At 57.3% G+C, this 13,993-nt stretch carries 15 protein-coding genes; 7 read left to right on the top strand and 8 right to left on the bottom strand.

Going from position 1 to position 13,993, the window contains the following annotated elements; translation table 11 throughout:
• Positions 1-182 precede the first annotated feature (182 nt).
• Both AC3WOY_RS15230 and AC3WOY_RS15225 read right to left on the bottom strand, forming a co-directional pair.
• On the bottom strand, positions 183-1,916 hold the full coding sequence (locus tag AC3WOY_RS15230) for a 4Fe-4S binding protein (RefSeq protein ID WP_492425214.1): 1,734 nt from the start codon (positions 1,914-1,916) through the stop codon (positions 183-185).
• A gap of 272 nt (positions 1,917-2,188) precedes the next feature.
• On the bottom strand, positions 2,189-3,076 hold the full coding sequence (locus tag AC3WOY_RS15225) for an MBL fold metallo-hydrolase (protein WP_492425212.1): 888 nt from the start codon (positions 3,074-3,076) through the stop codon (positions 2,189-2,191).
• Between the two features lie 216 nt (positions 3,077-3,292).
• Here AC3WOY_RS15225 and AC3WOY_RS15220 point away from each other — a divergent pair, with 216 nt between their 5' ends.
• Together AC3WOY_RS15220 and AC3WOY_RS15215 are read left to right on the top strand one after the other, a co-directional pair.
• Entirely contained in the window at positions 3,293-4,168 is an 876-nt protein-coding gene (locus tag AC3WOY_RS15220; protein ID WP_492425210.1) for a LysR family transcriptional regulator, read from the top strand.
• A 240-nt stretch (positions 4,169-4,408) separates the two neighbouring features.
• The gene (locus AC3WOY_RS15215; protein WP_492425208.1) at positions 4,409-4,822 is read left to right on the top strand and encodes a VOC family protein; all 414 of its coding nucleotides are present in this window, start codon (positions 4,409-4,411) and stop codon (positions 4,820-4,822) included.
• Between the two features lie 269 nt (positions 4,823-5,091).
• Here AC3WOY_RS15215 and AC3WOY_RS15210 read toward each other — a convergent pair whose 3' ends face one another.
• Both AC3WOY_RS15210 and AC3WOY_RS15205 read right to left on the bottom strand, forming a co-directional pair.
• Complete coding sequence (locus tag AC3WOY_RS15210) at positions 5,092-5,355, bottom strand: hypothetical protein (protein ID WP_492425206.1); 264 nt, start codon at positions 5,353-5,355, stop codon at positions 5,092-5,094.
• A 124-nt stretch (positions 5,356-5,479) separates the two neighbouring features.
• Positions 5,480-6,280: an alpha/beta hydrolase gene (locus AC3WOY_RS15205; RefSeq protein ID WP_492425204.1), complete on the bottom strand. Its 801-nt coding sequence runs from the start codon at positions 6,278-6,280 to the stop codon at positions 5,480-5,482.
• A 415-nt stretch (positions 6,281-6,695) separates the two neighbouring features.
• Here AC3WOY_RS15205 and AC3WOY_RS15200 point away from each other — a divergent pair, with 415 nt between their 5' ends.
• The 3 genes from AC3WOY_RS15200 (at position 6,696) to AC3WOY_RS15190 (ending at position 9,671) form a co-directional block, all read left to right on the top strand.
• Entirely contained in the window at positions 6,696-7,580 is an 885-nt protein-coding gene (locus AC3WOY_RS15200; RefSeq protein ID WP_492425202.1) for a protein kinase family protein, read from the top strand.
• Between the two features lie 224 nt (positions 7,581-7,804).
• Positions 7,805-8,587, top strand: a complete 783-nt coding sequence (locus AC3WOY_RS15195; RefSeq protein WP_492425200.1) for a hypothetical protein — start codon at positions 7,805-7,807, stop codon at positions 8,585-8,587.
• On the top strand, positions 8,577-9,671 hold the full coding sequence (locus AC3WOY_RS15190) for a sensor histidine kinase (RefSeq protein ID WP_492425198.1): 1,095 nt from the start codon (positions 8,577-8,579) through the stop codon (positions 9,669-9,671). Before AC3WOY_RS15195 ends, AC3WOY_RS15190 begins: the two co-directional genes overlap by 11 nt.
• A gap of 87 nt (positions 9,672-9,758) precedes the next feature.
• Here the strand turns inward: AC3WOY_RS15190 and AC3WOY_RS15185 are convergent, their stop codons facing one another.
• Together AC3WOY_RS15185 and AC3WOY_RS15180 are read right to left on the bottom strand one after the other, a co-directional pair.
• Complete coding sequence (locus AC3WOY_RS15185; RefSeq protein WP_492425196.1) at positions 9,759-9,917, bottom strand: hypothetical protein; 159 nt, start codon at positions 9,915-9,917, stop codon at positions 9,759-9,761.
• A gap of 29 nt (positions 9,918-9,946) precedes the next feature.
• Complete coding sequence (locus AC3WOY_RS15180; RefSeq protein WP_492425194.1) at positions 9,947-10,336, bottom strand: hypothetical protein; 390 nt, start codon at positions 10,334-10,336, stop codon at positions 9,947-9,949.
• A gap of 376 nt (positions 10,337-10,712) precedes the next feature.
• Between AC3WOY_RS15180 and AC3WOY_RS15175 the strand changes: the two genes are divergently transcribed.
• Positions 10,713-11,291, top strand: coding sequence for an alpha/beta fold hydrolase (locus AC3WOY_RS15175; protein WP_492425192.1), 579 nt, complete (start codon positions 10,713-10,715; stop codon positions 11,289-11,291).
• 246 nt (positions 11,292-11,537) lie between these two features.
• Positions 11,538-11,819 carry a DUF1488 family protein gene (locus AC3WOY_RS15170; RefSeq protein WP_492425190.1) on the top strand — a complete coding sequence of 94 codons (282 nt, stop codon included), beginning with the start codon at positions 11,538-11,540 and terminating at the stop codon, positions 11,817-11,819.
• 158 nt (positions 11,820-11,977) lie between these two features.
• On the opposite strand, the gene AC3WOY_RS15165 is transcribed toward AC3WOY_RS15170, so the two are convergent.
• On the bottom strand, positions 11,978-13,234 hold the full coding sequence (locus tag AC3WOY_RS15165) for a porin (RefSeq protein ID WP_492425188.1): 1,257 nt from the start codon (positions 13,232-13,234) through the stop codon (positions 11,978-11,980).
• A 306-nt stretch (positions 13,235-13,540) separates the two neighbouring features.
• On the bottom strand, positions 13,541-13,849 hold the full coding sequence (locus AC3WOY_RS15160; protein WP_492425185.1) for a c-type cytochrome: 309 nt from the start codon (positions 13,847-13,849) through the stop codon (positions 13,541-13,543).
• Positions 13,850-13,993: the final 144 nt, after the last annotated feature.

Below are 13,993 nucleotides of genomic sequence, written 5' to 3'. Positions count from 1 at the left end.
CGCTTGTTCATGCACGATAAATACAAGCGGTAACAGACTGAAAATCGTCGCCCTCCTTGTTCAGGGGGCGTATTCTCCGACACGCTTTTTCGGGCAGTATGAGGTGGATCAAACCGCACATCACAAAACAAAACGGCCCCCATATTCATGGGAGCCGTTTTGGCGTGGATGCCTATCGAATGTCAGAAGCGCATCACCATTCCCTGCGCCATCAGCCACATGTTCATCGATGTGATGGCAGCGATGAAAACTACCAGCGGTATCAAGCGCCAGCTGCGCACACCGTTGGCGGCGTCGAGCTGGCCGCGCGCGCGATGGCGGACGATCTGCACCGCCAGCCAGAAGCCGAGCACCATCAGCCCGGCCTGCAGCGTGAACACGGCGAACTCGGGCAGGATCGGGGCCATCATCATGTCGTGCTTTTCGGAAGCCGACAGCGCCGCCAGGCCAGTGCCCAGCGGGTTGGTGAACAACTGCACAAGATCGGCGCTCTCGCGCGAGAGGTGGTCGAGGTTGTGCGCGAGGTGGTACACGAAGGCCAGCGGCAGCGTGACGAACGCGAATGACACGAACAGCGTCTTGAACGGCGTCCTGCGCCCGTTGCCCAGCCAGGCCAGTCCGATCGCTGCGGCATAAACAACCACTACCGCGCCGCACGCGCCGAGCATCGCCAGCGTGAAGCTGACCAGCGGCTTGCCGGTTTCGCCGAGCAGCCCGGCCAGCACGCCCACCCACTCGCCCCAGAACTCCATCATCGTCAGGCCGTGGAAGATGGTGATGCCCAGCAGCGCCAGCATGAACCACGCGCCGTCCCATTGCGGACGCGCCTGCGCCTGGTCCTTGGCCTCGCTGCCGAGCGGACGCAGGCGCCAGGTCACGTTCTGCTTCGGGCAGCTCAGCATGCAGCTGCCGCAGGAGAGGCAGTTGGTGTTCTGGCTGAAGCGGCCCACGACGAGATGGGTCGGACAGGGTTCGATGTCTTTCGAGCCGTTGTAGCACTCCAGCGTCTTGCAGGTATCGCAGGTCGATTGTTCGACCGGACGCACCGACACCGGCGCCAGCCGCGAGTAGTAACCGAGCGTGCGGCCCACCGGGCAGGCATAGCGGCAGAACGCCTTGCGCTCGTACAGCAGCATGAAGACGATAGACAGCACCAGCATGATCAACGCCATCAGCGCGGTCGCCAGCGGCCAGCCGGTCACGCCGATGCCGGTCTCCAGCCAGGTCAGACCCATGAACATGAACAGCGCCGGCCACACGTTCTGCAGGGTGCGCGGCACCTTGCGGTTGCGGCCCGGATGCGGATCGCGGCGGCGCCACAGGCGCCAGCGCACCAGCCAGTTGGCCAGCGTGTTCCACGGGCAGATCGCGCACCATGCGGTACCGAGGAAGAGCACCGACACCACCACCAGCGGCCACCACAGGTTCCACACCAGCGCGGTGGCGAGGTTGTGCTCTGCGAAGGTGGTGCCGAAGAGGCCGGCCGCGACCACCATCAGGAAGACCACGACCGACACCACCTTGATCGACAGCAGCGGATACGGGCTGCGGTTGAGGAAGCGCACGATGCCGCCGACCAGCGGCGCGGCGGCGAGGTTGATGCTCCTGGGGGACGACTCCGCCGGAAAGCGGGCGAACAGGGCCCACACGGCGATGGCGAACATGGCAATCCAGGCGGGAATGCGCCATTCCTCCGGCAGGCCGGGGTGCAGCATCTCCATGGGTTCGTCCGGATACACCTCCTCTTCGGCGGCGGCAACCGGAACGGCGCCGTCGTCAACCTGCACCGGCACGGCGGGCGCGGCCTGCTGCGTCTTGGCCGGCACCGGGGCCAGTCCGTGGTCGGTGTGGGCAAGCGCATGACCGCCCCATCCCTGTGCGAGCAAAAGCATCGCGGCGAAAATGATGTGTTTCATGATTGGCAGTGCTCCGGCGCCGGCTTTACGCGATGCGAAGAGTGCACCGCTGCGCCACAGCGTTTTGTTCCTGTCGTTGCTCGTGTTGCATGACCAAGGCGGCAACGGTTCAACGCCCGTCACTCGCCGCTCGTCAACAATTATCGCGAGGCAAAACCGCCGCCGCCCTACTCCAGATCAAATAATGCCAAGAATCACTTGTCGCTTCGATAGGGTTTGTCCGACAAAGGTAAAAACGGCATGAAACAACGCCACGAGACTTGAAAAGCCAGCTAGCGCACCCAGGCCGGGAAAAATCCGAGCGCATGCTGCACGCCGCCATCATGCGCCGGCACCACCACGATCTCCGGCTTGCGCTCCACCAGCGTGCGGATCTGTTCCACCGTGCGCAGCGTCTGTTCCGGATCGCGGTCGACCTGTACCCGCGCCGGCCAGAACTTCGGACGCCCGTCCTTCACCGCGCCCGCATTCCACACCACATCGCCGACGAAGAAATAACGCTTGCCCGAATCCACCGTCACGAACATGCCGATCGAGCCCGGCGTATGGCCGAACATCGGCACCAGCACGACCTTGCCGTCGTTGAACAGGTCGGCGCTGTGCGAAAAGCCTTCGTAAGGCACGGGTTTGAAGTCCAGCGTCTTCCACTGGATGGATTGGGCGCCGACCTGCGACGGCCAGGCGCCGCCCAGCGCGGGAGACGGCTGGCGGATTACCGCCATCTCCTGCTCCGGCAGCCACACCTCCGCTTCCGGGAAGTCAACGACGCCGCTCGCGTGATCCCAATGGCTGTGGCTCAGGAAGACACGCCGGACCGGAGCGATGCCCGCCTTGTCCAACTGTGCGCGCGCCGGCACGACCGGATCCTCGTAGCGGAAGAACGGCCGGTTCCAGAGCGGCATGTCCTCCCTGTACTGGCTGGCGATATTGCTGCCCAGGCCGGTATCGAACAGGAAGGTATCGTCGCCATGCTTGACCAGCACTGCGGAGAAGATGGTCTCCACCTCCTTGCCGAAGTCGCCGCCTGCAAAGACCAGTGCCTCGCGCACGCGCAGGCTGCCGGTCTTGATGATCGAGAAGCCGACGGCGGGCGGAGCGGCGTCGGCATGCGCGGCGGCCATGGTGACGGACAGCAGGATCGCGGCAAGCAATCGGAGCATGGGTTGTGTTCCTTTGCGAATGAAAAGATGGCTGAATCGAGACGAAACGGATTGCCCACTCCCCTCTCCCGCAGGCGGGAGAGGGACCGGGGGTGAGGGCGCTGGTCAAGACAACTTACTCCCCGCTCCCCCTTGCTTCCCCCACTCTAGCGCCAATCAACAAATAGTCATAATATTTAATAAATATTCATCTTCAATAATTTACCTATACAACCCATGTTCGACCTCCGCGCCCTGAAATACTTCATCGCCGCCTACGAAGAAGGCTCCATCACCGGCGCGGCCAGGCGCTGCTTCATCGCCCAGCCCTCCATCAGCATCGCGATCCAGAATCTCGAAACCACGCTCGGCACGATCCTCTTCGAGCGCACCCGCCATGGCCTCAAACCGACCGCCGACGGCGACAAGCTCTACCCTCGGGCAAAGGACCTGCTGGCGGAGTCGAGCGCCATCGTGCAAAGCTTCACCGCCCCGCCGCAGCGCGAACTGCGCCTGCAGCTCGCCTGCGACATGCCGGTGCGCCGCGCCGGTCCGCTGATCGACCTGCTCTATCGGCAGATACCGGGCATGCAGCTCAGGCTGGTGCAGGAAAGCGAAGCCTTCGACCTGAAGCTGGCGTCGGATCAGCACAAGCGCGCGGACGAATGGATGCTGACGCTATGGGAAGAAGACTACGTCGCGCTCATCCCCGGCAACCACCCGCTGCGCTTCAAGGCGCAGCTCGAGCCGTCCGACCTGCACGGCGCGCCCTTCATCGCGCGCCCGGAATGCCCGTTGAGCCGGGTCTTCGCCCAGGCGATGGCACGCAAGCGCATCCAGCCCGATATCCGCGCGTCGGTGGTGCGGGAGGAAGCCGTGCCTGCGCTGGTCGACATGGGAGTCGGAATCGCACTCCTGCCGGAATCGCATTGCGAGGGGCTCATGCATGCGGTGGTCAGGCCGATCAGGCATGGCAGCGAACTGAAGCGCAAGGTGGGACTGGCGTGCCGCGCGGACGACCAGCAGATGACCCGCTTCATCCGGCAGTCGAAGCAGGCGCTGCTGCAGGCCTATGCGGGCAATGCCGGACAGCGCATGCGGCACGTGGCCTAGAAGCGGATCTTCCCGGTCAGGATCTGCCAGTACATCACCCAGTCGCCGGCCAGGCTGTACAAGGGATACTTGAAGCAAAGTACACCAAATTGCCGGCGATTGCTTCGCCCGCAAGCAGCACGAAAAAAATGCGCGCACCATGTCGATTCCGGCCGCTCCCGATCGTCGTGGAAGTGATGGGCCCCGCGCGCCATCCCAGACGACATTCCTTGCATTGCCACCAGACAAGAGGAGAGTTCCATGCAAGTCCAGCCCTACCTGTTCTTCAACGGCCGCGCCGAAGAGGCGTTCGCGTTCTACGCCCGCGCGCTTGGCGCCGAGGTCACCGAACTGATGCGCTTCAAGGACGCGCCCGACCCGCCGCCGCCCGGCGCCATCGCGCCCAATTCCGAAGACAAGGTCATGCACGCCACCCTGCGCATCGGTTCGTCGACTGTCATGGCCTCCGACGGCGGCTGCTCCGGCCCCGCCACCTTCCAGGGATTCGCGCTCACGGTCGATTTTCCGGACGAACAGAGCGCACGCAAGGCATTCGACGCGCTGGCGGAAGGCGGCACCGTGCAGATGCCGATCGGCAAGACTTTCTTCTCGCCCTGCTTCGGCATGGTGGCGGACAAGTTCGGCATGGGATGGATGGTCATCGTCCTCCCGTAACCGCAGCGAGGCTTTCCCCCTTCCCCTTCAAGGGGAAGGTCGGGATGGGGATGGGTTTCGGCAGCGCCTCATGAAAAGACAAGAAGGCAGCACCGCCGCCCACGAACAAACAAGCGCACAATGACCAGGCCACGGGCGCCAGCGCAATCATGCGCCGCAAGTGTGAAGGTCCGCATCACTCGCCAGCGTATGGTCGGAAGCATCGCCCGACACAGTGGCGCGGACATAGCAGCCGGAGTAACGACCGGCCGCCCGTGGCTGCAGCTTCCTCAGCTGCCGGACCGCGTCGCCTGCGCAAGCTTGACGTTGAGCACGAAGTTCTCGAGCGTCAGCTTGGCGATGGACGAAACGAAGATGTATTCGCGGTCTGCCTCCGACATGGGCCGGATATTCTGTTCGTAGTGTTCCACCACGGACGTGGCGATCAGGTGGACGGCGTCGTCTTCATTGATGTTCAGCATTCCCCAGTCGATCGGGTCCGCCAGTTCGATTTCCTTGATTAAATCTTCAACTGCCTGCAGGTTGATTGCCATAAGGATGCGGCTCGCTTATCGGAAATGATCCGCCTCCATTGGAACATGGATGCGCGCTTGCGCCAACAGGGGGCGCGAGGACACATCTACGGGGCAATGGCCGGTGGCAAACGCCCGTAGCGGATCAGGATGAGGGATGCCTGATCCAGTCAGTGATGATCTTTACCGCTTCCTCTTCCATCCCGATGAAGCCATGCCAGTGCATCGCCTCGCACGAATCGCCGGCGGGATTGGCGCCGCCATCCACCATCACCGCTTTCTTGACCGGCGCATTCGTGAGTCCGCGCAGGATGTACGGCACTTCGTGCGGCAGGGTGACATGGCAGGAATCCTTCGCATGGTGCAGGACCAGCACCGGCACCGTGACCGCCGCCAGGTTCTGCGTCGGCACCGCGCCGACCTTGCTGAAGCTGACGACGCTGGACGTGAGCACGATGCCCGCGATACCGGCGTCCTTGAGGTTGATGGCCGCAGCGGTCGCTGAAATCGTGCCGCGGCTGGTGCCGACGAGCCAGACCGGCGCCGGACTCAGGGTCTTGAGATGGTCGAGCACCGCGCGGATGTCGGCGACATGGTTGTCGCTGATGCGGGCCGGGTAGTCGAGTGCGGGCCTGTCGCTGGGGCGGCCGAAGATGGCGACATTGAAACCGTTCGCGCGAAACTGATGCGCGCTGCGAACGAGAAAGTTGCCGCTGCTTGCGCGGCCATTGACGACCTTGCCGAAGCCGCCATCTCCGCCGGGGAAGAGGAGGACGGTGGCTTTGGGGTTATCGGTGGGTTCCCAGAAGAGGGTTGTGTTGACGTCGGGGCGGGTGGAGATTTTTTTGAGGATGCCTTCGGCGGTTGCGGCGAGAGGGAACGCTACCGACAAAACGATCACTGCCCATAGTCTTTGCTGGAAAGCACCTAACTTTTTGCTTTTCATGAATTGGGTATCTGACTTCTCATGATATTGATTCTGGTCCGTCGAGTTTGACCACAGATGCAAGTGATTGCAAGAAGTAGTTATCGCCCCGCAAAGTGTTCTAGGAAACAAGATGAGAATCATTAAATACAGGATAAGAAATGACGCATGGATACAAAAATTCCACCGTTGGCCATATTGAGAGTTGAATAAAGAGATTAGAACTGAATAGACTTCAAATTACTTGAAACAGCGTATTGATCTCATCCACAGTACCCTAACGCATAGCATGCTCCTTAGCTCGAGATGTCAGACATTCTCCGTCGTGTGTTCATGGGATAGCCGAAAATTTGGATGCAATGTCTAATCTTCCGTTTTGTTCGGCCAACATCCCATTTCTGACATCGACTCTCGTCTAACAACTAAGGAAAAACTGATGTATCTCTTTCGCATTCATATCCGCCCACAAGGTGGTACTGCCACGATGCGAGAAACGTTCAACTACTGCTTGAAGAACGCACTCCTAGGGGTGGGATGGCGAACTGAGTCAAATAAGAACATCATTTCGTGGTCGGAGTACTACGAAGAAGCATCAGCGATCTACAAGAAGCTCGATTCCTGTAAGTACATTCATAAAAGGGTCTCCGAAGGAGATCTAGTTTGGACGCGTGACCCAATGAGCCGGTACTACTTAGCACGCGTGACCTCGGGATGGGAATACTGGACTAACGAAGAAGCTCAGCGACTAGACATCGACATCGCCAATATCTTCCGGTGTGAATTTCTCCCTGTCGCAATCGATGAAGTTCCAGGAAAGGTCGTCGCTTGCTTTAGGGCGACCAGGACTATTCAGGAAATTGCAGACAAGAAGGCTAGGGAATACTCAAAGTATTTATGGAACATGCTGTCAGGCCATCCCATTTATGAAATTGACAAACAGATGTTTTCAGATGTTTTCATGATGCTTGACGACGAAGAAACGGAGGATCTCCTATTTTTATACATGCAAAGCAAAGGATGGTATGTGCTTCCAAATTCAAGAAAGGGAGACACCATGAGTTTCGAGTACCTTGCCGTGAATTCTTCCTCAGGTGAACGTGCACTTGCGCAAGTCAAGACTGGCAACAGCGAACTTCGACCACGTGACTATGCTAACGAAGGTTTAAAGGTATTTCTTTTTCAATCGAACGAGCTGTATTCCGGCTCGCGACCGCCAAATGTGGTGTGCGTTCAGCGCCACGAACTTCTGGAGTTTATGAAAACTGCAAAGCCATGGCTCCCGAAATCATTTGTCCGGAAGATGACTTTGGTAGGAAATTGAGTAGGACGAGTCGTCCATTTTCAAAGTGATCTCGTGAATTCAATCACCAGATTGTTAACCAAAGTTGAATTATTGGGGCGAAAAAATATATCTATGTTCTCAATCACCTTTTTCCTAAGTATTGTTGATAAACCCGAGCGCACGCCTTTTTGGAATTCATATTTGTTTCACAATTTTTAGCTTTATAAGATCAACAAGAATAACTAACGAAAGGCTTTTTCAGGATGTTTCAGGAGATCACGTCCTTTTTTGAAGGTCTAGGCTGGCTAGCAAACATGTTGGCACTCAGCCCTGTTTTTGGAGTTGGTTATGGGATGTATCACAAGCGGGAGAAGATTTTGGGATGGTTCACTAAACGACGCTACCTTAGCGTTGGCGATCACATCGCAACACACCTAACGAACTACAACTTTGATAACAAGAAGGTAAAGATAGTAGTCGTTGATGATAACCCTACCGATGTTCCTATTGATTACTTAAGGGGCATGTTTGGCCAAGTTCTCGTGTATGACAAGATCTCACTTTCCGAGGCGTCAAAATTAATTGGGAACGATCTAGTTTTTTTAGACATGATGGGTGTAGTGAAAGAAGATCCAAAATACGGCGGACTACATCTCATTAGAAAAATCAAAGAGCTACCAGATGCTCCAATTGTTGTTGCTGTCTCAGGCGCACGATTCGATCCAACTGCCAGCGATTACTTTAGGGCTGCAGACGACGTATTAAAGAAGCCGGTTAGCGAATTCCAATGTGAAGAGGTAATCAAAGACCTCTTAGAGGAAAAATTTTCCCCCTATAAATCCGCTGATGCAATAGATAGCGAGATCATGGCAAAAAGTAGGGATGAAAAGGAGAAAAGCAAAGTCCTTCAATTAATTTTCTCCTTCCTAGAAAAAAAGATCTCTCTAGAAAGACTCCGATCTGAACTTGTAAACAATTATCGCCATTTGGATACGGCGCTTTTGGTATCTAAGGCAAACCGGATCAAGGATTCCTATGCTAATTAAAAAGGCCCTGCAAACCGGCGCACTGTATACACCTTGGCCAATACTTATTGATGGTGCTCCCATCACGGGTTCTCGTTTCGACTTTTCTCCGATCTGTGCTTCTGAATGTATGCAGGGCAAGGGGAAGTATTTTTGCAAGCATGGATTAGCCTACTTGCAGAAAAGTATCGGGAAGGAAAGTGTAGTTGTGTGCGGGTATGTCGATGACTGGACGAAGGTCAATAAGGAGTACAGAAATAGACTCACTAACCGGTCGATTAAGGAGGGAAAAATCTATGAATGGCTAGACAGACTTCAAAAGCTGAGGGATGCCATTTCTTCTAGTGCAACGGATCCGATTGCCCTCGGATCATTTCATGAAGTTAGTCGATGGGCCAGGCAAATCAACGTTATCGCACAGAAGATGGTTGTTAGAAACAAGGATCAGGATTTCTCGGCAAATTTTGAATCTGCAACAAAGGAAATGAAATCACTCTACAAAGCCAGCACAATGCTTGTGGATGCATTTGATTATCTAGACATTTTCTACAATCCATCCTCGGCGGCTTTTGGCAAGAAGAGATCTGTTGATCTTTACAAAATGGTCGACAAAATAAGAATAATACTGTTAGGAGCCGAAGGCGCTTCACAGAATAAAAAAATCTACATTATTGGTAGTCTCCGGCATGAGGTAGACCTTTACGAGTCATTCAAAATTATTCCCTTTTGTTTACTCCAGAACGCGATCAAATACTCCTTTGACAGTGACATCAGCATCAATTTTTCGTCGACAAACCGAGAAGTAGAAATGTCGGTAGAGTCATCGGGCCCGCCAATTACCGAAGAAGAGAAATCAAAGATTTTCGAGCAGTCGTATCGCGGTAAGCATTCGCGCACTATGCACCACGAGGGCTCCGGCATGGGACTGTACATCGCAAAAATTGTAGCTGATGCACATGCGCTCGAAATAAAGGTCCGCAGCGTATCTCGCGGTTATCAACGCGAAGGAATTGGCGTCTATCAGAATACGTTTTCGATGAAGATTCCGCTAGGCGCTCCAATTGAGCGCCGTATTTGCCCGCGCGAACCAACTCTTAGGGCGTAATTGGGATCAATCATTTACGCGTATCTAAAACGTCGAGTTTTAGATAGCTGGATCGCTAGTGGTTTTGTTTGGTCCCACGACGCGCGACTAGATCGCGCGCGGCGGGCCGCATGGCGCATCCTTTTCGAGCGCCCTGCTTGCGGAATCGGGCGCCGACGCATTGGATACGACGGCAGCGAGCGTGGCAACAACTTCATCGGCAAGCGATTCCTGGGGCATTGCCGCCGGCACTCTTTCCATTTCCATGATGATGCTCGCTGTCACAACAGGCGAATTTACTTCACGCGCCTGGCTTTTGACTTGGGCGAGGGAAACATGTCCGGCACGGCAGGGAACCAGGAGGCGAGCGCGTTCATCGGTTGCATTTTGAAGGGGCTCATGTCCCAGGCGAGGATTCCGAAAGCTTTCTGGTTCGCATCCGCCATCCGTTGAATCGCTTTCTGCTGGCTGGACATGACGTTGTCGGCGAGCGCCTTGCTGCAGGACTGAGCGGCATTCGTCCACGCCTTCATGGTCTGTTCCTGAATGATCCTTGCCGAGCTGACGGTCAGGTATTCCATGTTCTGGCGAAGGGCTTCGCTGTAGACGTTGGCAATTTTTGTCGATACGGCGAGGAAGGGATTTTGAGCGGCAAATACGTTGGTAGAGGGAGAGGCAGTAGTCACAAGGGGGTCCAGTACGGTAGTCAATAAAAGCAGCGACGCATGTCGTTTGTGGCGCGCGGCTTCAGTACGAGTAGGGAATCCGCCATAGGTTCATAACTGTTTGACAATCGGCTCTCTTGCTTCAGGCGCTCAATGTGCAGGATGGAATGTTGCTTCCAGCATGATCGAGATTAATTGTGCACTGCATCAGAAATAGGCGCATACTTTTGACAAGGCTTGTCCGCATCAACATATCCTGGAGAAACTTATCGACGACATCAAACTTCAACCGCCTAACGCGGTTCTTCTCGCGCTCGAACCGCTCAGGGCGATATCGGATTACGTTGCCGGTATTGTTGGCCCTGCCGAGTCGTTGCCGCGCGGCGACGGGCGCCCGGTGATTGTGTTTCCCGGTCTTGCCCTCAGCGGGGCGGCGACTGCAGACTTGCGCGTTCGCCTGCAGCAGTTGGGATACGAACTCTATGACTGGGAGCAGGGCATCAATAACTGGCCGGATGCCGACTTTGACGAATGGCTTCTACGCCTGGGCACGCATCTCCAACGGATACATGTACGGCATGGCCGATCTGTTTCGCTGATCGGTTGGAGTCTCGGCGGAATTTACGCTCGCGAGCTCGCAAAGAAGTATCCAAAGCTGGTGCGGCAAGTCATTACGTTGGCCACGCCATTCACGAACAAGCGCGACTCTACCCATGCAGGATGGCTCCTTACCCTCTTGAACGGAGGCGCCTACGCGGTAGACGATGCCTTGCTGGATCGCTTGAGAGTCGACCCGCCGGTGCCGTCTGCATCGATTTATTCGCAGACCGACGGCGTCGTAGCCTGGCAGGGATGCCTGGGAAAGGAATCGCGACGTCACCGCAACATCGAGGTCAATCGCGTGAGCCACATGGGCATGGTCCACCACCCGGACGTGCTGCGTGTCGTGGCCGACCTTCTCGTCCAACCGTGCTGAACGATCGTTTCGCATGCCATCTTGTGCGGTGGCATTTTTAATATTTTTCCCGATACCAAACTTAATCGGGTATCTGGTGTCATAGCAGGGTGCATGTGAACAATCTGCGTCACTGCTGTTACCACGCTGTTTTCCCTCAAAGCCTCCTGCGGACCATTCCCTCCTCATTGAGCAACCTTTGTAAGGACTCAATCACGTTGAGCGCGAGCCATGCCGTCAATATCAATCACTAATCAGGAGCCCCCCATGAGCCATTACACCCCACAACCGCTGCCGACCTCCGAAGGAGTCGTCTTTACCGTACGCGTCGATTCGCTTCCTCGCGAATGCCTGATCACGGACGACGCGCTGGACAAGCTGTCGGCCCACAAGAACATGGATTTTTCGGATGCAGGGAAGATGGATATCTTTCATGCATTCGAAGACACCATCAATGGCGTAGCGCGTCGCCTTGTCGCCGCACGCGTTCCTGGAACCCCACTCATGATGAGGTCCAGTACTTTTTTCAGCCCGCCTCGAACGGATTGAATCTTCCCAGGTCCTGGCGCAGAGCCAGGACTTCCTCCGGAAGAGGACGACAGGTTCAACGAAAGCCTTTACGAGACCTTTACGTGACGCGAGATTCCGTGTGGGCTTGGCTCAGGGTATGGTAGGGTGCGCCCCGCGCACCCACCCCGTCATGCAAGTCAGAACCGATGCCGCACACCTAGCTGCACCGCCCGCGCATCCTGCCCGCCGCGCGTGGTGAAACCGCCGCTGTACCCCGCCCCTCCCAACGCATACTGCGCATTCGCCTCGTTGTTGGCGAGCGCGAAGAACAGGTACACGTCGGTGCGCTTGGACAGGTTGTGGTCATAGCCGAGCGAGATCAGGGTCACGTCGCTTTCGGCGAACAAGTCATTTTTGGTATGGGCAACGGCACCCATCAAGCGCCCCGCGCCGATGGTGTAGTGCATGCCGAGCGATGCGCTCTTCGCATCCAGCCGCGCATTCGTGTTGATGGTGGCCACCACGGTCGGCACCAGCGCCGCGCCGGCGGCGCCCAGCGCGGTGGTGACGGTCGGTGTGAGCGCAAAGCCGATACCGGGGTTCTCGTTCTTCATCGTCATGTACCCGGCAAAGAACTTCATCTTGCCCATGGTGTACGAGCCGCCGACGACACCCGTGCGCAATGAACGCGCGCCGAACGGATCGTCCTCCCGGTTGTAGCCGATGCCGACGTTGAAGCCATGCGCCTGGTATTTCACATGGCCGCCCACGAAGCGGTTGGACACGCCGAGCGAACCGGAGCCGCGGTCTTCCGGGCTGTACATCAGCGACGCGCCAAGACCGTTCGGCAGTTGCATCCGGTACTGGATCGCATTGCTCGAACGAATGGCGACGCCCGGCGTATAGAGCGCGCTGGTGCCCGTCGTGATACTGCCCCAGCCGCCCACCGATCCGGTTTCGAAGGTATCGGCCATCGCGCCGATCTCGTAGGCAGGCGTGTACTGGCGTCCCATCAGGATGGCGCCGGCCGGCGTGATCAGCCCCACCATCGCGGTGCGGTCGAACAAGGCGCCGCCGGCGTTGACGACAGCGGGGTTCAGCCCCAGCGCGGTCGCCAGCGCGAGCGAGCTTGCCGCCGGCAGCGGCGCGCCTTGCAGCAGCGCGAAGTCGGGATTCTTCCCGAGATAGCCATTGCGGAGTTCGCCGGTATCCAGCTCGAAGCGCGACTCCAGCGTGAACGTTGCCTTGAATCCGCCGCCCAGGTCTTCCGTCCCCTTGAAACCGATACGCGATCCATCGGCCATGCCGCTGGCGAGGTTGTACTGCGTGCCGTTGCCGAAGCGCGACGCCTGGATGCCGGCGTCGGCGATGCCGTAGATGGAGATGCTGGTTTGTGCGAGGGCCGGCACGACGCCAAAGATACCGAGCAAGGCGGCGAGTGTCTTGATCTTCATGTTGCCTCCATAGATTGTTTTTCTTCGCAGGAAGCAGCGCCGGCGTGAATCGCGGTGCTGCTTCTCAGTGAATATCACTTCACTGCGGGGCAAGCTTGGGGAGTGTCAAAGAATGGAGGAACAGAGGGAGAATCGTGACGCGGTGTGGGGAATTCGCGACGGGTTGGGCTTGCATTGAAGAGGATAGAGCGTCTGGCTGGCAACACTGTTCGATGAGGGGGCTGCGAGACTGCAGGAGGTCTTGGCAAGCGCCCTCACCCCCGGCCCCTCTCCCGCCAGCGGGAGAGGGGAGGCAGGACTACCCTGTTACTTCTGCTGCAGAATCCACTGCACCAGCGTCTTGGCTTCCTTATCGCTGACGCCCACGTTGGCCGGCATCGGCATGCCGCCCCACACGCCGGTGCTGCCCTTCAGCACCTTCTGCACGAGTGCATCCTCGGCGCCCTTCTGGCTGCCATACTTGGCGGCGACTTCCTTGAATGCGGGGCCGACGACTTTCTTGTCGATGGCGTGGCATGCCATGCAGTTCTTTGCGGTGGCAAGTTTGACGTCTGCGAATGCGCTGGTTGAAACGATGCTGCCAACGGCGAATGCGATACAAAGGTAACGGTTCATATTCCTTCTCTGGGTAATCGATGGTTGAGGGGACGGCACGGGCAGACGTGCGCCCGTGCCAGGCGGAATTGTCGCGGCCCGGCTTTCGCATGTCCTTAATTTATGTTCAGAAAATCGCGACCGTGCCCGGTTCTTTCCGTTTTT

Source organism: Noviherbaspirillum sp. FW303-A3, assembly GCF_058788695.1.
This window is presented reverse-complemented; position numbering and strand designations above follow the sequence as displayed.

Bases quoted from the DNA above. Each gene is read 5' to 3' on its own strand.
- AC3WOY_RS15165 (WP_492425188.1), bottom strand. From the start codon at position 13,234: ATGAAGATCAAGACACTCGCCGCCTTGCTCGGTATCTTTGGCGTCGTG.
- AC3WOY_RS15210 (WP_492425206.1), bottom strand. From the start codon at position 5,355: ATGGCAATCAACCTGCAGGCAGTTGAAGATTTAATCAAGGAAATCGAA.
- AC3WOY_RS15220 (WP_492425210.1), top strand. From the start codon at position 3,293: ATGTTCGACCTCCGCGCCCTGAAATACTTCATCGCCGCCTACGAAGAA.
- AC3WOY_RS15230 (WP_492425214.1), bottom strand. From the start codon at position 1,916: ATGAAACACATCATTTTCGCCGCGATGCTTTTGCTCGCACAGGGATGG.
- AC3WOY_RS15190 (WP_492425198.1), top strand. From the start codon at position 8,577: ATGCTAATTAAAAAGGCCCTGCAAACCGGCGCACTGTATACACCTTGG.
- AC3WOY_RS15215 (WP_492425208.1), top strand. From the start codon at position 4,409: ATGCAAGTCCAGCCCTACCTGTTCTTCAACGGCCGCGCCGAAGAGGCG.
- AC3WOY_RS15195 (WP_492425200.1), top strand. From the start codon at position 7,805: ATGTTTCAGGAGATCACGTCCTTTTTTGAAGGTCTAGGCTGGCTAGCA.
- AC3WOY_RS15205 (WP_492425204.1), bottom strand. From the start codon at position 6,280: ATGAAAAGCAAAAAGTTAGGTGCTTTCCAGCAAAGACTATGGGCAGTG.
- AC3WOY_RS15225 (WP_492425212.1), bottom strand. From the start codon at position 3,076: ATGCTCCGATTGCTTGCCGCGATCCTGCTGTCCGTCACCATGGCCGCC.
- AC3WOY_RS15170 (WP_492425190.1), top strand. From the start codon at position 11,538: ATGAGCCATTACACCCCACAACCGCTGCCGACCTCCGAAGGAGTCGTC.
- AC3WOY_RS15160 (WP_492425185.1), bottom strand. From the start codon at position 13,849: ATGAACCGTTACCTTTGTATCGCATTCGCCGTTGGCAGCATCGTTTCA.
- AC3WOY_RS15185 (WP_492425196.1), bottom strand. From the start codon at position 9,917: ATGGAAATGGAAAGAGTGCCGGCGGCAATGCCCCAGGAATCGCTTGCC.
- AC3WOY_RS15200 (WP_492425202.1), top strand. From the start codon at position 6,696: ATGTATCTCTTTCGCATTCATATCCGCCCACAAGGTGGTACTGCCACG.